This window comes from Methylobacterium sp. CB376, from assembly GCF_029714205.1.
Classification (GTDB): Bacteria; Pseudomonadota; Alphaproteobacteria; order Rhizobiales; family Beijerinckiaceae; genus Methylobacterium.
This window is the reverse complement of sequence record NZ_CP121648.1, coordinates 7,408,159-7,427,200: the sequence shown is the minus strand read 5'-3', so window position 1 is coordinate 7,427,200 and position 19,042 is coordinate 7,408,159. Positions and strand designations below refer to the sequence as shown.

The window sequence follows — 19,042 nt, the reverse complement described above, 5'->3', positions numbered from 1 at the left end:
CGCTTGCACAATTCGGACGGGATCGAAGGGCGGCAGGGCCGGTGGCTCCGCTGCCCATCTGTACATCACGGTGTCGTCGAGGCGGGCCCCGCCCCGCCGGGGCGGGCCGGCACCGGAACCATAGGCTGATCATGGCGACGAAGGCAACGGAACGAGAAGAGACCGAAGCGGCTCCCGAGCAGCAGACCGACGGACCGCTCCTCGACCTGACGGATGCCTCCGTCAAGCGGATGATCAAGCTGGCCAAGAAGCGCGGCTACGTCACCTACGACGAGCTGAACGAGGTGCTGCCTCAGGAGGAGTTCACCTCCGAGCAGATCGAGGACGTGCTCGGCCAGCTGTCGGAACTCGGCGTGAACGTCGTCGAGGCCGAGGAGGCGGACGACAACCAGGCCGAGGGGGCCGCGGCCGAGGGCGGCGGCGACGACGAGGAGGCCAGCGAGGGGACCGAGGTCGCCGAGGTCGCGCCGAACCGGCCGGCCGTGCTGCGCACCGAGACCACCAAGGAGCCCACCGACCGCACGGACGACCCCGTCCGCATGTACCTGCGCGAGATGGGCTCGGTGGAGCTCCTCTCCCGCGAGGGCGAGATCGCCATCGCCAAGCGCATCGAGGCCGGGCGCGAGGCGATGATCGCGGGCCTGTGCGAGAGCCCGCTGACCTTCCAGGCGATCATCATCTGGCGCGACGAACTCGTCGACGGCCGGGTGCTGCTGCGCGACATCATCGACCTCGAAGCCACCTATGCGGGGCCGGACGGCCGCGCCGGCCCGGCCGAGGGCGAGGTGGAGGCCGAGGGCGACGGGCCGGAGGGCGAGGTTGCCGCGCCGGAGGGCGACGGCGACGAGGACGACCTCGAGAACAACGTCTCGCTCTCGGCCATGGAGGCCGAGCTGAAGCCGCGGGTGCTCGAGACCTTCGACGCGATCGCCGAGAATTACCGCAAGCTGCGCCAGGTGCAGGCCCAGCAGGCCGAGACGCGGCTGCAGGGGGCGGGGGCGAACGAGGGCCAGAGCCGGCAATACGCCGAGCTCAAGAGCCGCATCGTCGCGGACGTGAAGTCGCTCTCCCTCAACGCCAACCGGATCGAGGCGCTGGTCGAGCAGCTCTACGACATCAACAAGCGGCTGATCTCCCAGGAGGGCCGCCTGATGCGGCTCGCCGAGAGCCACGGCGTCGCCCGCGACGAGTTCCTGCGCCACTACCAGGGCCAGGAGCTCGATCCGCACTGGGTCGAGCGGGTGGGCAAGCTCGGCGGCAAGGGCTGGAAGAACTTCACCGAGCGCGGGCAGGACGGGATCAAGACCCTGCGCGAGCAGATCATGTCGCTCGCCTCCGAGACCGGCCTGGAGATCCAGGAATACCGCAAGATCGTCCACATGGTCCAGAAGGGCGAGCGCGAAGCCCGCCAGGCCAAGAAGGAGATGATCGAGGCGAATCTGCGGCTGGTGATCTCGATCGCCAAGAAGTACACGAACCGCGGCCTGCAGTTCCTGGACCTGATCCAGGAGGGCAATATCGGCCTGATGAAGGCGGTGGACAAGTTCGAGTACCGGCGCGGCTACAAGTTCTCGACCTACGCGACGTGGTGGATCCGGCAGGCGATCACGCGCTCGATCGCCGATCAGGCCCGCACGATCCGCATCCCGGTGCACATGATCGAGACGATCAACAAGATCGTGCGGACCTCGCGGCAGATGCTGCACGAGATCGGCCGCGAGCCGACGCCGGAGGAGCTCGCCGAGAAGCTGGCGATGCCGCTGGAGAAGGTGCGCAAGGTCCTCAAGATCGCCAAGGAGCCGATCTCCCTCGAGACGCCGATCGGCGACGAGGAGGATTCGCATCTCGGCGACTTCATCGAGGACAAGAACGTCGTGCTGCCGATCGACGCGGCGATCCAGTCGAACCTGCGCGAGACGACGACGCGGGTGCTGGCCTCGCTGACGCCGCGCGAGGAGCGCGTGCTGCGCATGCGCTTCGGCATCGGCATGAACACCGACCACACCCTGGAGGAGGTCGGCCAGCAATTCTCGGTGACCCGCGAGCGCATCCGCCAGATCGAGGCGAAGGCGCTGCGCAAGCTCAAGCACCCCAGCCGGTCGCGCAAGCTCAGGAGCTTCCTCGACAATTGAGCCCCGGCGGGCGGCCCTCGGGTCGCCCCGGGCGCGCCCTCGGCAGCTGAGAAGGACCCGTTCGTTCTCGCGGGAGCGGGCGTGCGACGGCGTGGTCTGGCAGTGCATCCCACACAGCCGTGGCGGCCCGCCGCTCGCCGCCGGCCGGCAGCGGGTCGTGCGCGTCCCGGTCCACCTGCGGGCAGGTGACGGCCGCGGCGCCGCCTTCCTTCGGCGGCCCCGTTCCGGACATGCGCCCATCCGGTCCGATCCGCGGCTTCCGAATGATCCGGGGGCGTGGGCACCGGAATCGCGCGCCGCGGCGCGGGGATGTCCGCTTCCGCCCGGACCGGCGCGGGAGCCGGTCGCGCGGCCCCGCGGCGTCGCAAGGGGAGGGGTGGGGCGGCCCGCGCCGGTCAGCCCGGCAGGGCGACCGCGTCGGCCTCCGGCCATGCGCACTGGGCGGAGAGGCGGGCGGCGAAGACCGCGTCGAGGCGCCGCCGCTCGGCCTCGACGGCCGGCCCCCGCGTCGCCACCGGCCGGCAGCGGCCCGGCACGCCCGCCGGCACCAGGTCCGGGTCGTGCAGGGCGCTGGCGGAGCCCTCCTCGAACCAGGGCCGGCTGCCGAGGTCGAGGTAGCTCTCCGCGGCCAGCCCCTCGGCCAGCAGCAGGTCGTGCGCGTCCAGTTCCACGTGCCAGTAGGTGACGCGCGCCGCCGGCTCGCGCGCGATGCTGGTGCCGTTGATCAGGCACATCACCGGAACCAGCACGCCGCCCTCGCCGTCCGCCCCGGCGCCGACCAGCACCGGGTGGCCGGGCGAGAGCAGGAGGTCGCGCGCGGGCAGACCCGCCCCGAACGCCCCCGCCCGCACCCGCACCGGATGCTGGTCGGGGGAGAGCGGGCCGGCGAGCTCGCGGTGGCCGATCCAGACGATCGGGCGGGCCCGGCCCGAGGCCGTCACCGCCGCGTCGCCCACCCGGAGATCCTCCACCGCGACCGCTGCCTCGACCCCGTCCCGGACCACGGCGATGCGGGTCCCGGTGGCGAAGCAGACCGGCGGGTCGAAGGTGATGTCCTGGACGTTGGTCAGCCGGTCGATGGCGCCCGTCGCCGTGTTGGTGACGGTGGCGCTGGCGGCGCCGGTCCTTTCGACGCTGTAATTCGCCCTGTCGCCCTTGATGACCACCCTGTTGGTGCCGCCGCCGCCATCGATCGTGTCGCCGTCGCCGTTCAGGATGAAGGTGTCGTCGCCCGCCCCGCCGACGGCCTTGTCGATCCGCGTGTTGTAGGCGATCCCGATATTGTTGACGAGCAGGCCGCTCGCGCTGGCACTGGAGAAGCTGCCGGGATTCAGGTTGATCGTGCTCGGCGTATCGAAGCCGGACAGATCGAGCGTGTTGTTGGTTCCGGAGTTGTAGAGCGTGACGATCGGCACCCTGTTGACGCTGAAATCAAAGAGCAGCCGAGACGCATCCGATATATTGCTGTTGAAACCGTAAACTTGGCCGCCCGAGAAGGTCGAACTCTTGGAAGCGCCGTAGAGGCGCTGGGACGCCAGAATGTCCAGCATCATCGGCGATTGCGCACCGCCTTTGAACTCGGCGCCCTTGTAGTAGCTGGTCCACTGCGTGCCCTGGACAGGGTATTTGTCGAAATACGGCGCAGCCGAATCCTGGGGATCGATGTACGACATGATCGACCAGGATTGCGTGTCGTAGGCGGAGAACTGCCCGGACGCGTCGTAGCTCCCGTTGTAGCGCCCGGCGTGACCGAGGCCGAGCGCGTGGCCCGTCTCGTGGACCACGGTGCCGATCTGGCTGGGCGCACCGATGCTGGAGATCTTGAACGCCGCGTCGTCCGCCGAGACGTTGATCTGGACCGCGCCGCCGCGCGTGTGGGGCGCCATCTGGGTCGGAAGGTCCGTCACGCCCCTGCCGGGCACGCTGTAACCGTTCGACGGAACGAACGTATCTCCGTTGGCCTCGGGCGTGTTGCTGATCTGGATGCTCGCCGCCGCGCTCCAGGCGACCTCCTGGAACTTGATGTCGGCGATGTCCGACCACAGGGTCAGGGCCGCCTTGTAGGCGGCCTGCGCCTCGACCCCGACGCTGGAATCGAAGGCGTAGCTGACCACGCCGCCCGGCGTCCCGGCCTTGCTCGTCGCCGCGATCGGCGAGCCCTTGTCGTCGTTGTACCACTTCGAGATGTAGGCTCTCGGCGGATTGAAATTATATCCTTCGACATTATAGGTGAAATACGTGTTGTTGGCGACGGCGCCGCTTCGGTCGACGCCGGAGATGAAGGTGATTTCGTCTTCTTGCGCCGACGTCAGATCGTCCATCGTCATCTCCCGGTGATGGGCCGGCGCCGGGCCCGCACGGCTGGTCGGGGCAGGCGCGCGGGCCGGTGGCGGCATTGGTGCGGCGGCCCGAGGAGGGGGCCGAGGTCGCGTCGCCGCAGCCCGGTCCGGGGGACCGGGCGGCGCCCTTACGCGCGGGCGGGCCGCCCGGCACGGCGGCCCGCGCCGGTCAGCCCGGCAGGGCGACGGCCCCGGCCTCGGGCCAGGCGCACTGGGCGGAGAGGGAGGCGGCGAAGACCGCGTCGAGGCGCCGCCGCTCGGCCTCGACGGCCGGCCCCCGCGTCGCCACCGGCCGGCAGCGGCCCGGCACGCCCGCCGGCACCAGGTCCGGGTCGTGCAGGGCGCTGGCGGAGCCCTCCTCGAACCAGGGCCGGCTGCCGAGGTCGAGGTAGCTCTCCGCGGCCAGCCCCTCGGCCAGCAGCAGGTCGTGCGCGTCCAGTTCCACGTGCCAGTAGGTGACGCGCGCCGCCGGCTCGCGCGCGATGCTGGTGCCGTTGATCAGGCACATCACCGGAACCAGCACGCCGCCCTCGCCGTCCGCCCCGGCGCCGACCAGCACCGGGTGGCCGGGCGAGAGCAGGAGGTCGCGCGCGGGCAGACCCGCCCCGAACGCCCCCGCCCGCACCCGCACCGGATGCTGGTCGGGGGAGAGCGGGCCGGCGAGCTCGCGGTGGCCGATCCAGACGATCGGGCGGGCCCGGCCCGAGGCCGTCACCGCCGCATCGCCCACCCGGAGATCCTCCACCGCGACCTCGCCGCGCGACGTCAGGATCCGCGTGCCCGCGGCGAAGCACAGGGCCGTGGGCGTCTGCGAGATATCGCCCTTCGAGACCGTCGCACCCTGCTGATAGGCATTATTCGTGAACAGGTAATACGTGAAACCGCCGCGCTTGCTCGGGAGCCTCGCCACGATCCCCGGATTGTTGAGCGTCCTGCCGTAATAGGTTTCGCTCGGCTTGAAGATGGTCCCGTCCGGCGCCACGACCTGGAACTTCTCGTCCGCAACGTCACCGAGCTGCGTCGTGTCGTCCGACGGCGAATCCGCGATATCGCTGATCGTGTAATTGCCAGATTTGAAAATCGACCTGATCACCAAATCATTGCTATCGGCCACAGGGTCGAGATTGATGGCGTATCTGAAAGTCAAGGACGGAGAAGATCCACCGGACATGAGGCACCCCTAAGATCGACGTGGACGAGGGTCGGGACAATCTGCTCGGCCAGCCGAGCCCATCGGAGATCTCCGGATGAGCCTCTGGCCGGTCCGCAGGTGATGACGCGGCCGTCCGGGAGGAACGACCGAACCCGCCCGAGCGGGAGCGGACGTGGTCGACTCGGAGCGATCCGGGGGCGACGGGATGGCCGTCGCGTCCGCGAGGCGTTCCGACGCCCCGCGCCCGCACCCTCGCCGCAGCCGATCCGCCGAAGGTCGGCGGACCCGTTCCAGACATGCGCCCATCCGTTCCGATCCGACGGCTTCCGAACCACCTGTGGGGCGAGAGCGCCGGAATCACACGCCTCGGCCCGAGATTCCGCTTCCGCCCGAACGGCCGCCGGTCGCGCGGGCCGGGACACTCCGGCCCGCGCGGGGCCGACGGGGCGGTGGCGCGGCACGCCTTGCCTTGGCCGTGCGGGCTGCCCATTTCCGCCGGATGCCGCACGTCCTGCCGACCGATCGACCCATCCCAGCGCCCACGGCCGTGGCGGACGGGTCGGAGGCCGGCGGCATCCCGATCGGGCTGTTTCGCGCCTGCGTGGCCCTGCGCGACTGGCTGCTGAGCGAGGGCGCGCGGATGCCGGAATCCGGCGACCTGCTCGCGGGCCTCGCCGAGCGCCTCAACGACCTCGGCCTGCCGGTCGATCGCGCCACCACGGCGATCGACGCGCTCCACTCCGAGTATTCCGGCGTCGGCCGGTTCTGGACCCGCGAGGGCGGCGTCAGCTTCCGCCTGTTCCCGCACGGCGAGGCCACCGACCAGGCGCTCGCCCGCTCACCCTTCGCCCACATCTTCGCCACCCGCGAGTGGCTGCTCCTCGACCTCGACCGCACGCCCGACGACCGCTTCAGCATCATCCCGGAGCTGAAGGCCAGCGGCTACCGCCACTACGTCGCGATCCCGATCTTCTTCACCAACGGCACCAACAACGGCATCACCTTCGCGACGCGCAGCCCGCGCGGCTTCACCGCCGAGAACCTCGCCATCCTGCGCTTCATCGTGCCGACCCTGTCGGCCGTGATGGAGATGCGCGGCCTCAACACCCGGCTCGATCAGGTGCTGCGCATCTACGTCGGGGACGGGCCGCACCAGGCCATCCTGTCGGGCTCGATCCGGCGCGGCCAAGTCGAGCGCATCCGCTCGGCGATCCTGTTCGCCGACATGCGCGGCTACACGCAGCTGAGCGGCACGCTGACGCCCGAGGCCTCGGTCGATCTCCTCAACACCTACTTCGACTGCTTGGTGCCGCCGATCGAGAGCGAGGGCGGCGAGGTGCTGAAATACATGGGGGACGGCCTGCTGGCGATCTTCCGCGAAACCGGCGACGGGCTGGGCGGGGCGGCCCAGAGCGCGCTCACCGCGGCCCAGACGGCGCTGCGCCGCCTCGACGAGGCGAATGCGGCCGGGCGCTTCCCGGCCCGGATCGCGGCCGGCATCGCGCTCCATCACGGCGAGGCCGCCTACGGCAATGTCGGCTCGGGCGCGCGCCTCGACTTCACGGTGATCGGGCGCGACGTCAACCTCGCCAGCCGCCTCGCCAAGCTCAACAAGCTCCTGGGCGAGCCGCTGCTGATGTCGAAGCCCTTCGTGGACTTCCTGTGGGGCGACCCCGAGCCGGTGGGCTGCCATCCCCTCGACGGCTTCGCGGAGAAGATCGCCCTCTACCGGCCCGCCCGGAGCGGTTGACGGGGCGCCGTCCCTCGCCCACATTCCGTCCGTTCCAGGGAGATCCCCGACAAGGGGCTGAGACACCGATGGACCGGCCGCGGCCGGTCAGCGCGGAAATCCTTCGAACCTGATCCGGCTCATACCGGCGTAGGGATTGGACGGGGTCCGCGGACCCGGGCGCTTCAACACGTTTCGTGGCGCAACTCCAATCTCGACGGGCCACCGTGGAGACGAGGGTTGCTGATGTCTTCTCCATCCCCGATCGGGCGCCGCCGCGCCGCCCCGGGCGGGCCCGAAGGCGGGCCCGCAGCCGATCCCGCCAACGACCGCCTGCCCGAGCGCGCCGACGTGGCGGTGGTGGGCGGCGGGCTGATCGGCCTGGCGATCGGCTGGCGGCTGGCCGAGGCCGGCCTCGCGGTCGCGGTGCTGGAGCGGGGCAGGGCGGGCGACGGGGCGAGCCTCGCGGCCACCGGCATGCTGGCCGCGGCGGCCGAGCACGAGCCGGGCGGCGACGCGCTGCTGCCGCTGGCGCTGGAGAGCCAGCGCCTCTGGCACCCGTTCCGCGACGCGCTCGAGGCCGCCTCCGGCCTCGCCGTCGATTACCGGAGCGAGGGCACCCTGGTGATCGCCCTCGGGCGCGACGAGGTCGAGCGCCTGCGCTTCCGCCACGACCTGCAGCGCCGGGCGGGGCTCGACGTCGCGTGGCTGTCCGGTCCCGAGGTGCGCGCGCGCGAGCCCTCCCTGCGCCCGACCGTCACCGCCGGCCTGTTCTGTCCCGCCGACCACCAGGTCGACCCGGTCCGCACCGTGGCGGCCCTGCGGCGCGCCCTGCGCGGGGCGGGCGGGCGGCTCGTCGAGGGTTGCCCGGTCCTGTCCCTCGAGCGCGAGGGCGGGCGCGTCACCGGCGTGATCACCGCCGGCGGCTCCCTGCGGGCCGGCACCGTGGTGCTCGCCTCCGGCGCCTGGGCGGGCGAGGGGAGCCTCGTGCCCGACCTCGCCCTGCCGGTGCGGCCGCTCCGGGGCCAGTCCCTCGCCCTCCGGGTCGGCCCGCGCAGCGGCCGGCTCGACCACGTGGTCTGGACCGAGCAGGTCCACATGGCGCCGAAGGGCGACGGCCAGCTGATCGTCGGCGCCACCGTGGAGGAGATCGGCTTCGACGCGAGCCTCACCGCGGGCGGCCTCTACGCCCTGCTGGAGGGGGCGCGGCGGGCCTTCCCGGGCATCGAGGAGATGCAGGTGGAGAACGTGTGGTCCGGATTCCGCCCGACCTCGGACGACGACGCGCCGATCCTCGGCGAGGCGCGGCCCGGCCTCGTCCTCGCGGTCGGCCACCACCGCAACGGCGTCCTGCTGGCGCCGGTCACCGCCTCGGCCATCGCCGGCCTGATCGGCGGCGGCGCGCTGCCGCCCGTCGCCGCCCCCTTCGGCCCCGCCCGCTTCGCGCCCCGGACGGCGCGCCTCCAGAGGCTGCCATGAAGCTCACCGTGAACGGCGAGGCCCGCGAGAGCGAGGCCGCCACCCTCGACGCGCTCTGGCGCGAGGAGACCGCCGCGCTCGACCTCGCCGGCCCGCAGGGCTTCGCCATCGCCCTCAACGGGGCGGTGGTGCGCCGGCCGGACTGGGCCGCGACGGCGCTCCGCGAGGGCGACCGCGTCGAGATCGTGCGGGCCATGCAGGGCGGCTAGCGCCGCTGCAGGGCGGCTAGCGCCGCCGCAGGGCGGCTGATGCCGCCGGCCCGCGCCCGGGCTCGGCCCGGGGGAGAGGCGCGCCCCGAGCCGCGCCGCGTCACAGGAGTCCCGCATGACCACACCCACCCCCCTCGCCCCGGACGGCGACGATCCGCTGGTGATCGCCGGCACCCCCCTGCGCTCGCGCCTCCTGATCGGCACGGCCGGCTACCCGACCCAGGCGATCATGGCCGAGGCGGTGCGCGCGAGTGGCGCCGAGATCGCCACGGTGTCGATCCGCCGCGTCTCCCTGCGCGGCCACGGCTCGGACACCGTCTCACTTCTCGCGGGCCACCGCTTCCTGCCGAACACCGCCGGCTGCGAGACCGCCCGCGACGCCGTGATGACCGCCGAACTCGCCCGCGAGGCCCTCGGCACGGCCTGGATCAAGGTCGAGGTGATCGGCGACCGCGAGACGCTCTACCCGGACGTCGCCGAGACCCTCGAGGCCACGCGCCAGCTCGTCGATGCCGGCTTCGTGGTGCTGCCCTACTGCAACGACGACCCGGTGGTGTGCGCCCGGCTCGCCGATCTCGGGGCCGCCGCCGTGATGCCGATGGGCTCGCTGATCGGCTCGGGGATGGGCGTCGCCAACCCGGCCAACCTGGAGTTGATCTGCCGCCGCTCGCCGGTCCCGGTGATCGTCGATGCGGGGATCGGCACGGCCTCGGACGCGGTGATCGCGATGGAACTCGGCGCCGCGGCGGTGCTCCTCAACACGGCGGTCGCGAAGGCGGACGACCCGGTGCGGATGGCCCGGGCCATGCGCCACGCGGTCGAGGCGGGGCGCCTCGCGCACGGGGCCGGCCGGATCCCGCGCCGGGCGCGGGCCGAACCGTCGAGCCCGCAGCTCGGCCTCGTCGGCTCGTGAGGCCGCTGCCCGCCCGGCTCCTCGTCGTCAGCGACCGGCACGGCTCGGACCGGCCCCTCGTCGCGCGGGTCGCGGCGGCGCTGGCGGCGGGCGCCCGCTGGATCTGGCTGCGCGACCGCGACCTGCCGGAGGCGGAGCGCGCGGCGCTCGCGGGCGAGCTCGCCCGGCTGGTCGGCGAGGCCGGCGGGACGCTCACGATCGGGCGCGATGCCGGGCTCGCGGCGCGGGTCGGGGCGGGGGCGTGCAGGCCGGGGACGCGGCGGCCGCCGCGGCGGCCCGGGCGCGGCTCGGCCCGGGGGCCCTGGTCGGGGTCTCGGCCCACTCCCTCGCCGAGGTGCGGGCGGCGCGCGAAGCGGGCGCCGACTACGTCACGCTGAGCCCGATCTTCGCCACGGCGAGCAAGCCCGGCTACGGCCCGGCCCTCGGGCCGGCAGCCCTCGCGCCGGCGGCGGAACTCGGCCTGCCGGTGGTCGCGCTCGGCGGGATCACCCCGGAGACCGCCTCCTCCTGCCTGGAGGCGGGGGCCGCCGGCATCGCCGTGATGGGCGGGGTGATGCGGGCGCGGGATCCCGGCGCGGCGGTCGGCGCGCTGCTGGGGGCGCTCGCGATCGGGCGCGGGCCCGCACCGACGCGGCGGTGAGTCGGGCGCGCGCGCCCTCAGCCCTCGGCGGCCGGTCCGTAGGGCGGGCGGGGAATCGCCCGGTGCGCCGCCCGCAGGGCCGCCGACCAGCGCTCGCGCAGGTCGTGGAAATACGGCTCGCCCGCCTCGATCCGGTGCACCACCTCCATCCGGACGGTGTTGCGGCGGATCACCACGAAGTCGATCGGCAGCCCGACCCCGAGATTCGACCGCATGGTCGAATCCATCGAGATCAGCCCGACCTTCAGCGCGTCGTAGAGGTCGGTCCGGTAGGTCACCGCCCGGTCGAGGATCGGCTTCCCGTACTTGTGCTCGCCGATCTGCAGGAAGGGCGCGTCCTGGCTGCAGGACATGAAGTTGCCGGCCGAGTAGATCATGTAGAGCCGCATCGGCCCGTCGCCGATCTGGCCGCCGAACAGGAACGACACCTCGAAACGCAGCTGCGCCGCCTCGAAGCCCTCGCGCTCGATCGCCCGCACCCGCCGGATCGCCCGGCCGATCAGCTGGGCGGCCTGGAACATCGTCGGGGCGTCCATGATGGTCTCGACGGCGCCGGTCTCGGGATTGGCGACGCCCTCGGTGAGCAGCGCCACCACCGATTGGGTCACCGACAGGTTCCCCGCCGAGGCGAGCGCCAGCACGCGCTCGCCCGGCACCTCGAACAGGTGCAGCTTGCGGAAGGTCGAGATGTCGTCGAGACCCGCATTGGTGCGGGTGTCGGCGATCATGACGAGACCCTCCTCGACCAGGATCCCGACGCAGTAGGTCATGGCTCAGCGCTCCCCCGGCCGCCGCCGGCGCAAGTCCGCCGCAACCCTCTCAGAGCCGCCGGACCGGGTCCAGAGATGAAACGCGGCTCAGCAGCCGCCGAGGAACCGCCGCGCCCGGTCGAGCCAGCGCCGCCCCGACGTCTCCACGGAATCCGCGACGAGGGCGCCGGCGATCACCGAGGCCGTCATGGCGAGGAGGTGCGCGAGCGGGAGATCGAACGGGATGGCCATGGTCGGGATCGTCTGAGCGCGTGGGGCCGGGCGGTCGCGGCGCGCCCGCGCGGGCGCTCCGTGGCCGGAGGCGTCGCCCACCGTTAAGGCGCCGCGTCCCCGAGGCAAGGTGGCAGCCGGGTGCGGCGGCGGATTCGCCCGCGCCGTCGCAATTGCGCCACGGGCGGGGTCAGGACTGCGATTGCGCCTATGCCTGGGCCTGGGCCTATGCTTGGGCCTGGGCCTGGGCCTGGGCGCGCACGTCGTCGACCACCACCCGCACGGTCATGGTCTCGGTGCCGCCGCCCAGGCGGCTGCCGCGCACCGGGGCGGCGTCGAGGTAGTCGAGCCCCACCGCCACCCGCAGATGCGCCTCCGTGGCGGAGATGCCGAAGCAGGGGTCGAACCCGACCCAGCCGAGGTCCGGGACCAGCGCCTCGGCCCAGGCATGGCCCGCCTCCTGGGCCGGCGTCCCGGCCCGGTAATAGTAGCCCGAGACGTAGCGCACCGGGATCTCCAGGTGGCGCGCCGCCGCGATGAAGATGTGGGCGAGATCCTGGCCCACGCCCTTGCGCAGGCCGAAGGCCTCCGCGGCCGTGCTGCTCGAGTGGGTCGGGCCGCCCGGGGCGTAGGCCACCTCCTGGTGGACGGCGTCCACCAGGGCGTGAAGGCGGCCGAGCGGCTCGCTGGCGCCCGCGGTGACGTCGTCGGCGAATTCCCGGATCGCCGCGTCCGCGGCGGCGAAGCGCGATTCGCGCAGGTAGAACAGGTCGGGCAGGCGCTCGACCGCGCCCCGCACCACCCCGTGCGTCTCGCTGGTCTCGACCTCGCCGGTGACCCGCACCACCAGCGCCTCCTCGGGCCCGTCGGCGCTGTAGACGTGGACGATGTTGCCGAACCCGTCCTCGCGGCGGCTCAGGCGCCCGTCCGCGGTCGGCTCGATGCGCCAGAGGCGCACGTGCTGGCCGTCGTGGTCGCGCGGGGTGAGGCGCAGGATCTGGATCAGGCCGCGGGCCGGGGAGTCGTACTCGTAGGCCGTCTCGTGAACGACGCGGATGCGCATGGGAACCTGTGGCTGGGGCGAAGCCGGGAAGGGGCCGGGCGGGGCAACCGCCCGGATCGCCATCACACGAGGTACTGCTCCGTGATGGCTGCGCCGAGGCGGTTATTGTCCTGGATGAAGCCCTGGATGAACTCGTGCAATCCCCCGGCGAAGATGCTCTCCACGGAGGCGCTGTCCAGGCGGGCCAGCATGTTGCTGGAGAGGCGCTGGGACGGGCCGCGCCGGCCGTAGGCGTCCGCGATCAGGTCGAGGTGGCGCACCAGCATCTCGTAGCAATTGGCCAGGGAGCGCGGCATCTGCCGGTTCAGGATGAGCAGGTCCGCCACCAGCCAGGGCTTGATGCTCTCCCGGTAGACCCAGTGATAGGCGGTGAGCGCCGAGACCTCGCGCAGGATCGTGGTCCACTGGAAGTAGTCGAGGCTGCCGCCGACCCGCTCAGTCTCGGGCAGGAGCACGTGGTACTTCACGTCGAGGATGCGGGCGGTGTTGTCCGCGCGCTCGATGGCCACGCCGAGCCTCGTGAACCAGTAGGCATCGTTGCGCAGCATGGTGCGGTAGGCCGAGCCGTCGAAGGCGAGGGACACGCCCTTCACCCAGTCGAGGAAGCGGGCGAATTCCTCGCGGCTGAGGTCGCGCCCCTCGTAGGAGCGCAGCGTCAGCCACGCCTCGTTGATCGATTCCCACATCTCGACCGTCAGCGCCGTGCGGACGCTGCGGGCGTTCTCGCGGGCGGTCTGCAGGCAGGAGCGGATCGAGGACGGGTTGTGCGGGCTGAAGGCGAGAAAGTCCCGCACCGTGTGCTCGTTCACGCTGTCGTAGAGCGGCTTGAACACCTCGGCGCTGCCCGCCGAGGCCAGGGCCGAGGCCCATTCGTTGCTCTCGCCGCCGCCGTAGCTCGCCGGCAGCGCGGTGAGGCGGAGGGCGGCGTCGAGGATGCGGGCGATGAAATCCGCCCGCTCGCTGTAGCGGGAGAGCCAGTAGAGGTTGTCGGCGGTGCGGGAGAGCATGGGGCGCGCTTCGGAAGAGGATGGGCGGGGGACCGGGGCGGGGCGCGCCGTCACGCGTCGAGGACCCAGGTGTCCTTGGTGCCCCCGCCCTGGCTCGAATTCACCACCAGCGATCCCTCCTTGAGCGCGACCCGGGTGAGGCCGCCCGGCACGATCCGGATCTCGTCGGCCCCGGTCAGCACGAAGGGCCGCAGGTCGACGTGGCGGGGGGCGACCCCGGAGGCCACGAAGGTCGGGCAGGTGGAGAGGGCGAGCGTCGGCTGGGCGATGAAGCCGTCCGGCGCGTGGCGCAGCTTGCGGGAGAACTCCTCGATCTCGCGCTTCGTCGCGTGCGGCCCCACCAGCATGCCGTACCCGCCCGAGCCGTTGACCTCCTTGACGACGAGGTCGCCGAGATTGGCCAGCACGTGGGCGAGGGCGTCCTTCTCGCGGCAGCGCCAGGTCGGCACGTTGTGCAGGATCGGATCCTCGCCGGTGAAGAAGCGCACGATCTCCGGCATGTAGCTGTAGACCGCCTTGTCGTCCGCGATGCCGGTGCCGACCGCGTTGGCGAGCGTCACGCTGCCGCTCTGGTAGGCGCTCATCAGCCCGGGCACGCCCAGCACCGAATCGGGCCGGAACACCAGCGGGTCGAGGAAGTCGTCGTCGATGCGCCGGTAGATCACGTCGACGCGCCGCGGCCCCTCGGTGGTCCGCATGTAGACCACGTCGTCCCTGGTGAAGAGGTCGGAGGCCTCGACCAGTTCCACCCCGAGCTTGTCGGCCAGGAAGGAGTGCTCGTAGAAGGCCGAGTTGAAGCGGCCGGGCGTGAGCAGCACGACCGTCGGGTCGCGGGCGGCGCTCTTGGGGGCGAGGCTGCGCAAGGTGGCGAGCAGCGCGTCCGGATAGGCCTCGACCGGCGAGACCCGGTGCTTCGAGAACAGTTCGGGGAAGAGGCGCAGCATCACCTCCCGGTTCTCCAGCATGTAGGAGACGCCGGACGGGGTGCGGGCGTTGTCCTCCAGCACGTAGAACTGGTCCTCGCCGGTGCGCACGATGTCGATGCCGGCGATGTGGACGTACTTGCCGTGCGGCACCTCGAAATCCCGCATCTCCAGCCGGTAATGCGGGTTGCGGTAGACGAGATCCCCGGGGATGATTCCGGCCTTGATGCATTCCTGCGGCCCGTAGATGTCGGCCAGGAAGGCGTTCAGCGCCGTCACGCGCTGCTTCAATCCGCGCTCCAGGAAGCCCCATTCGGGCTTGGTGAGCACCCGCGGAATGATGTCGAACGGGATCAATCGCTCGGTCGATTCATTGTCCCCGTAAACCGCGAAGGTGATGCCGATGCGCCGGAAGAACAGCTCGGCCTGGCTGCGGCGCGTGTTGAAGTGTTCGGGCGGCGTCGAGTCGAGCCAAGTCTTCAGGGCCGCGTAGGCGCCGCGGACTGAGGATTGGTCGCGTCCGCTCCCGGGGATTCCGTTCATCTCGTCGAACGCGCTGAGCGGCATGGGCGTCCCTCTGGTTGGCCCGGAAGCTAGACGCAAGACGGGGGCCAAGGCAAAGGAAATGCGCCGTTGGGGCATGGGGTTCGCGGGGATCGGGGTTGGCGGGGCCGAATCTTGCGATCAAATGCGAGCCGCCCCCTGCCCAATCCGTGGGCAGGTCCGGTCATAGGCAAGTCCGGCCCTGGGCAAGTCCGGCCCTAGGCAAGTCCGGCCCCGTGACCCGTCGGGACCGGCCGGGCCGCGCCGTCAGATCAGCTTGAGGCCCTTGAAGCTCGCGTGGCCGTCCCGCCCGACGATGATGTGGTCGTGCACGACGATGCCGAGGGGTTCGGCGGCCCCCACGATGTCCCGGGTCATGCGGATGTCCGCCTGCGACGGGCTCGGGTCGCCCGAGGGGTGGTTGTGCACCAGGATGAGGGCGGTGGCGGAGAGTTCGAGGGCGCGGCGGACCACCTCGCGGGGATAGACCGGGGTGTGGTCGACGGTGCCGCGCCCCTGCACCTCGTCGGCGATCAGGCGGTTGCGCTTGTCGAGGAAGAGGATGCGGAACTCCTCGCGCGGCGCGAAGGCCATGGCGGCCCGGCAATAGTCGAGGACCGCGCTCCAGGAGGAGAGGAGCGGGCGGTCGGCGACGGCGCCGCGGGCGAGCCGCCGTCCCGCCGCCTCCAGGATCTTGAGATCCGCGACGACCGCGGGCCCGATGCCGTCGATCTCGGCGAGGCGCTCGGCCGGGGCGGTGATCACCTCGGCGAAGCTGCCGAAGCGGGCGATCAGCGCCTTGGCGATCGGCTTGACGTCGCGGCGCGGGATCGAGCGGAACAGGACGAGTTCGAGGAACTCGTAGTCGGGCAGCGTGTCGCCCTGCGCGAAGCGCGCCCGCAGCCGCTCGCGGTGCCCGTGGTAGTGGGGCGCCTCGCCGGGAGCCTCTGCCAGGCCCCCGGGCCGCTCCGGCGGCCTGCCTGGCCGCTCCGGCGGCCTGCCGCGGCGCATGGCCCCGCTCAGGCGGGCGGGCGCGGCAGGTCGAGGCCCTTGGGCGACAGGGTGAAGATCTCGACCCCCGTCTCCGTCACCGCCACCGTGTGCTCGAACTGGGCCGAGAGCGAGCGGTCGCGGGTGACGGCGGTCCAGCCGTCGGAGAGCACCTTCACGTGGGGCCGGCCGAGATTGATCATCGGCTCGACGGTGAAGAACTGGCCGGGGCGCAGCACCACGCTGTAGCTCGGCTCGACGTAGTGCAGGATGGTCGGCGCGTCGTGGTAGCTGCGCCCGAGGCCGTGGCCGCAGAAGTCGCGCACCACCGAGCAGCGCTCGGCCTCCGCGTAGGCCTGGATCGCCGCGCCGATGTCGTTGGTGGTGGCGCCGGGCTTGATCGCCGCGATGCCGCGCATCATCGCCTCGTGGGTGATCTCGCACAGGCGCGCGGCCCGCCGCGGCACCTCGCCCACATAGGCCATGCGGCTGGAATCGCCGTGCCAGCCGTCGACGATCAGGCAGATGTCGAGGTTGACGATGTCGCCCTCGCGCAGGGGCTTGTCGTTCGGGATGCCGTGGCAGACGACGTGGTTGATCGAGGTGCAGATCGATTTCGGGTAGCCGCGGTAGAACAGCGAGGCCGGATAGGCGCCGTGGTCCATCGCGAAGGTGTAGGCGAGTTGGTCGAGGGCCTCGGTGGTGACGCCGGGCGCCACCGCCTCCATGAGCAGGTCGAGGGCCTCGGCGGTGAGCCGGCCGGCCTTGCGCATTGCCTCGAAGGCCTCCGCCCCGTGGATCGGCGGCTCCTGGCGGCGGCCGGTCTCGGCCGTCCTCTGCTCGTCACGACTCATGGAACCGGATCCGGCTTGACGGGGTGCGCGGGCTGCGGGCGTGCGGTGGATGTAGGCTCTTCCGGCACGGAAGCCAAGCGCGCCGCGGCGCGCACCGCCGCATGTCTCCCCCGCGCGCGGCGCCCCGCGCCGCGGGCCCGCGCTCAGCGGGGATCGACCCAGGGCGCCGGCGCGGCCCGGGCGACCCGGGCCGGCGGGGCGGCCCGCGCGGGCCGCGCCGTCCGCACCCGCGCGGCGCGGCGGCGCAGGTGCCGGCGGGGCTTGGCGGTCTCGCCCCAGGCGGCGCCCACCAGCCCGCCGACCACGGCGCCGATCGGCCCGGCCACGACGGCCCCGGCCACGACCCCGGCGCCGGCCCCGATCGCCGTGCTGCTCTGGGCGAGGCCCGGCCGCGGCACCAGGAGCGCGGCCGCGGCGGCCCCCGCGATGATCCAGCGCCTCATGCGGGTCCCCCTCGTCCTCGCGCCTGTCGATGGCGGAGCCGTCGCAGGGGATCGTGTCGAAAGCAGGACCGGCGACGCGCCGCCCCCTAGGCGCCCCGGGCGGGAGGGGCTAGAGGGACGCCGAGAGCCAAGCTCCAGGCAGGATCCCCGCGATGGCAGACAAGGCCGTACCCCACTTCCACAACCAGGACGGCGCCCGCGTCATCCACGTCGGTTCGAAGGAGTTCATGTGCATCGGGGCGCTGCCGCCCTTCGACCACCCGCACGTGTTCCTCGACATGGGGGCGGAGAGCGAGATCATCTGCCAGTACTGCTCGACGCTGTACCGCTACCGCGGCGACCTGAAGCCGGGCACGGCCGACCCGGCCTCGGCGGTCTGGGACGATCGCGCCCGCCTTGCCGCCGAATAAGCCGCTCCCGGACGGGCCGGGCCTCCGGATCGCGATCGCCGGGGCGGGGATCGGCGGGCTGACCGCCGCCCTGGCGCTCGCGGCGCGCGGCCACACGGTCACCCTCGTCGAGCGCCGCACCGCCTTCAGCGAGGTCGGGGCGGGGCTGCAGCTCTCGCCCAATGCGAGCCGGCTCCTGACCGATCTCGGCCTCGGGCCGGCCCTGCGCCGGGTGGCGGGCGAGCCCGCCCGGGTGCGGATCCGCGGCCTGGCGAGCGGGCGGACGATCGGCGAGGTCGCGCTCGGCGCGGCAATGCGCGAGCGCTTCGGGGCGCCCTACCTGGTGATCCACCGGGCGGACCTGCAGACGATCCTGCTCGACGCGGTGCGCGGCCGGCCCGGCATCCGGCTCCTCGTCGGGCGCGCCGCGACGGGGTTCCGCGAGACGGCCTCGGGCGCGAGCCTGACGGTGGAGAGCGCGGGCGGCCGGGCCGAGACCCTCGAGGCCGACCTCGTCGTCGCGGCGGACGGGATCCGCTCGGCCCTGCGGGCGCGCCTCGACGGCGGCGCGCTGCGGCCGGTCGGGGCGGCGGCCTGGCGCGCGACGCTGCCGCGCGGCCAAGCGCCGGGCGCCCTGCAGGGGGACGAGACCGGCCTCTGGCTCGGCCGCGGCCGGCACGTGGTGCATTACCCGATCGCCGGCGGCGAGCGGATCAACGTCGTGGCGGTCCTGCCGGACCGGCGCGACGAGGCGGATTGGAGCGCGCCGGGCGATCCGGCCCGGCTGCGCGCGGGGTTCGCGGACGCCGCGGCCCCGCTCGCCGAGCTGCTGGCGCAGCCGCGGGACTGGCTGGTCTGGACCCTGGCGGACCGGCCGGCGGCCCGGCCGATGGCCCGCGGGCGGCTCGCGCTCCTCGGCGACGCGGCCCATCCGGTGCTGCCCTTCCTGGCCCAGGGGGCGGCGCTGGCGATCGAGGACGCGGCCGTGCTCGCCGCCTGCTTGGCGGGCGCCCCGGTGCCGCAGGCCCTCGCGGCCTACGCGGCCGCGCGCCGCCCGCGGGCGCGCCAGGTTCAGCATCAGGCGCGCCGCAACGGGCGCGTCTACCACGCGGGCGGGCTGGTGGCGGCGGCGCGCGACGCCGTGATGGCCCGGCTCGGCCCCGCCCGCATGACCGAGCGCTACGCCTGGCTGTACGGCTGGAGGCCGGCCGAGCCGACCGGCGCTTGATCTGCGCCCCGGCGCCGGGGTAACCGGG

Annotated in this window: 17 protein-coding genes, 1 pseudogene and 1 riboswitch; of the genes and pseudogenes, 8 read left to right on the top strand and 10 right to left on the bottom strand. The window is 72.8% G+C overall.

Annotated elements, in window-relative coordinates:
• Positions 1-131 precede the first annotated feature (131 nt).
• Positions 132-2,132, top strand: a complete 2,001-nt coding sequence (gene rpoD / locus QA634_RS34215) for an RNA polymerase sigma factor RpoD (protein WP_012336394.1) — start codon at positions 132-134, stop codon at positions 2,130-2,132.
• 395 nt (positions 2,133-2,527) lie between these two features.
• Here the strand turns inward: rpoD and QA634_RS36040 are convergent, their stop codons facing one another.
• Together QA634_RS36040 and QA634_RS34205 are read right to left on the bottom strand one after the other, a co-directional pair.
• The gene (locus QA634_RS36040; RefSeq protein WP_012336393.1) at positions 2,528-4,453 is read right to left on the bottom strand and encodes a Hint domain-containing protein; all 1,926 of its coding nucleotides are present in this window, start codon (positions 4,451-4,453) and stop codon (positions 2,528-2,530) included.
• A gap of 187 nt (positions 4,454-4,640) precedes the next feature.
• A complete protein-coding gene (locus QA634_RS34205) occupies positions 4,641-5,567 on the bottom strand; it encodes a Hint domain-containing protein (RefSeq protein WP_012336392.1) in 927 nt (308 codons plus the stop codon).
• A gap of 556 nt (positions 5,568-6,123) precedes the next feature.
• On the opposite strand from QA634_RS34205, the gene QA634_RS34200 reads away from it, so the two are divergent.
• The 5 genes and pseudogenes from QA634_RS34200 (at position 6,124) to QA634_RS34180 (ending at position 10,594) form a co-directional block, all read left to right on the top strand.
• Complete coding sequence (locus QA634_RS34200; RefSeq protein WP_012336391.1) at positions 6,124-7,374, top strand: adenylate/guanylate cyclase domain-containing protein; 1,251 nt, start codon at positions 6,124-6,126, stop codon at positions 7,372-7,374.
• A 27-nt stretch (positions 7,375-7,401) separates the two neighbouring features.
• Positions 7,402-7,528: riboswitch (TPP riboswitch) on the top strand.
• A gap of 71 nt (positions 7,529-7,599) precedes the next feature.
• Positions 7,600-8,832 (top strand): glycine oxidase ThiO, encoded by a 1,233-nt coding sequence (gene thiO / locus QA634_RS34195; RefSeq protein ID WP_012336390.1) that lies wholly within the window; start codon positions 7,600-7,602, stop codon positions 8,830-8,832.
• Positions 8,829-9,041 carry a sulfur carrier protein ThiS gene (thiS, locus tag QA634_RS34190; protein WP_012336389.1) on the top strand — a complete coding sequence of 71 codons (213 nt, stop codon included), beginning with the start codon at positions 8,829-8,831 and terminating at the stop codon, positions 9,039-9,041. The genes thiO and thiS overlap by 4 nt, the downstream gene beginning before the upstream one ends.
• Before the next feature lie 115 nt (positions 9,042-9,156).
• On the top strand, positions 9,157-9,954 hold the full coding sequence (locus QA634_RS34185; RefSeq protein WP_012336388.1) for a thiazole synthase: 798 nt from the start codon (positions 9,157-9,159) through the stop codon (positions 9,952-9,954).
• A pseudogene (locus QA634_RS34180) lies at positions 9,951-10,594 on the top strand (thiamine phosphate synthase). The gene QA634_RS34185 and the pseudogene QA634_RS34180 overlap by 4 nt, the downstream one beginning before the upstream one ends.
• A 17-nt stretch (positions 10,595-10,611) precedes the next feature.
• Here the strand turns inward: QA634_RS34180 and QA634_RS34175 are convergent.
• The 8 genes from QA634_RS34175 to QA634_RS34140 form a co-directional block, all read right to left on the bottom strand.
• Positions 10,612-11,364: a peptidase gene (locus QA634_RS34175; RefSeq protein WP_012336386.1), complete on the bottom strand. Its 753-nt coding sequence runs from the start codon at positions 11,362-11,364 to the stop codon at positions 10,612-10,614.
• 87 nt (positions 11,365-11,451) lie between these two features.
• Positions 11,452-11,595 carry a hypothetical protein gene (locus QA634_RS34170; protein ID WP_012336385.1) on the bottom strand — a complete coding sequence of 48 codons (144 nt, stop codon included), beginning with the start codon at positions 11,593-11,595 and terminating at the stop codon, positions 11,452-11,454.
• 205 nt (positions 11,596-11,800) lie between these two features.
• Entirely contained in the window at positions 11,801-12,637 is an 837-nt protein-coding gene (locus QA634_RS34165; protein ID WP_012336384.1) for a transglutaminase family protein, read from the bottom strand.
• Between the two features lie 62 nt (positions 12,638-12,699).
• Positions 12,700-13,644 (bottom strand): alpha-E domain-containing protein, encoded by a 945-nt coding sequence (locus QA634_RS34160; RefSeq protein ID WP_012336383.1) that lies wholly within the window; start codon positions 13,642-13,644, stop codon positions 12,700-12,702.
• 50 nt (positions 13,645-13,694) lie between these two features.
• Positions 13,695-15,134 (bottom strand): circularly permuted type 2 ATP-grasp protein, encoded by a 1,440-nt coding sequence (locus tag QA634_RS34155; protein WP_012336382.1) that lies wholly within the window; start codon positions 15,132-15,134, stop codon positions 13,695-13,697.
• Positions 15,135-15,377: 243 nt separating this feature from the next.
• Positions 15,378-16,121, bottom strand: coding sequence for a RadC family protein (gene radC / locus QA634_RS34150; protein ID WP_012336381.1), 744 nt, complete (start codon positions 16,119-16,121; stop codon positions 15,378-15,380).
• A gap of 8 nt (positions 16,122-16,129) precedes the next feature.
• Positions 16,130-16,954, bottom strand: a complete 825-nt coding sequence (map, locus tag QA634_RS34145) for a type I methionyl aminopeptidase (RefSeq protein ID WP_012336380.1) — start codon at positions 16,952-16,954, stop codon at positions 16,130-16,132.
• Between the two features lie 143 nt (positions 16,955-17,097).
• Positions 17,098-17,397, bottom strand: coding sequence for a hypothetical protein (locus QA634_RS34140; RefSeq protein WP_012336379.1), 300 nt, complete (start codon positions 17,395-17,397; stop codon positions 17,098-17,100).
• Positions 17,398-17,549: 152 nt separating this feature from the next.
• Here QA634_RS34140 and QA634_RS34135 point away from each other — a divergent pair, with 152 nt between their 5' ends.
• Together QA634_RS34135 and QA634_RS34130 are read left to right on the top strand one after the other, a co-directional pair.
• Positions 17,550-17,807, top strand: coding sequence for a zinc-finger domain-containing protein (locus QA634_RS34135; RefSeq protein ID WP_012336378.1), 258 nt, complete (start codon positions 17,550-17,552; stop codon positions 17,805-17,807).
• Complete coding sequence (locus QA634_RS34130) at positions 17,794-19,014, top strand: FAD-dependent oxidoreductase (protein WP_012336377.1); 1,221 nt, start codon at positions 17,794-17,796, stop codon at positions 19,012-19,014. Before QA634_RS34135 ends, QA634_RS34130 begins: the two co-directional genes overlap by 14 nt.
• Positions 19,015-19,042 lie beyond the last annotated feature (28 nt).

Excerpts from the sequence above, each read along its gene's own strand:
- thiS (WP_012336389.1), top strand. The coding sequence starts at position 8,829 with ATGAAGCTCACCGTGAACGGCGAGGCCCGCGAGAGCGAGGCCGCCACC.
- QA634_RS34155 (WP_012336382.1), bottom strand. The coding sequence starts at position 15,134 with ATGCCGCTCAGCGCGTTCGACGAGATGAACGGAATCCCCGGGAGCGGA.
- rpoD (WP_012336394.1), top strand. The coding sequence starts at position 132 with ATGGCGACGAAGGCAACGGAACGAGAAGAGACCGAAGCGGCTCCCGAG.
- QA634_RS34175 (WP_012336386.1), bottom strand. The coding sequence starts at position 11,364 with ATGACCTACTGCGTCGGGATCCTGGTCGAGGAGGGTCTCGTCATGATC.
- QA634_RS34200 (WP_012336391.1), top strand. The coding sequence starts at position 6,124 with ATGCCGCACGTCCTGCCGACCGATCGACCCATCCCAGCGCCCACGGCC.
- QA634_RS34185 (WP_012336388.1), top strand. The coding sequence starts at position 9,157 with ATGACCACACCCACCCCCCTCGCCCCGGACGGCGACGATCCGCTGGTG.
- radC (WP_012336381.1), bottom strand. The coding sequence starts at position 16,121 with ATGCGCCGCGGCAGGCCGCCGGAGCGGCCAGGCAGGCCGCCGGAGCGG.
- QA634_RS34135 (WP_012336378.1), top strand. The coding sequence starts at position 17,550 with ATGGCAGACAAGGCCGTACCCCACTTCCACAACCAGGACGGCGCCCGC.
- QA634_RS34170 (WP_012336385.1), bottom strand. The coding sequence starts at position 11,595 with ATGGCCATCCCGTTCGATCTCCCGCTCGCGCACCTCCTCGCCATGACG.
- QA634_RS36040 (WP_012336393.1), bottom strand. The coding sequence starts at position 4,453 with ATGGACGATCTGACGTCGGCGCAAGAAGACGAAATCACCTTCATCTCC.
- map (WP_012336380.1), bottom strand. The coding sequence starts at position 16,954 with ATGAGTCGTGACGAGCAGAGGACGGCCGAGACCGGCCGCCGCCAGGAG.
- QA634_RS34160 (WP_012336383.1), bottom strand. The coding sequence starts at position 13,644 with ATGCTCTCCCGCACCGCCGACAACCTCTACTGGCTCTCCCGCTACAGC.
- QA634_RS34165 (WP_012336384.1), bottom strand. The coding sequence starts at position 12,637 with ATGCGCATCCGCGTCGTTCACGAGACGGCCTACGAGTACGACTCCCCG.
- thiO (WP_012336390.1), top strand. The coding sequence starts at position 7,600 with ATGTCTTCTCCATCCCCGATCGGGCGCCGCCGCGCCGCCCCGGGCGGG.
- QA634_RS34140 (WP_012336379.1), bottom strand. The coding sequence starts at position 17,397 with ATGAGGCGCTGGATCATCGCGGGGGCCGCCGCGGCCGCGCTCCTGGTG.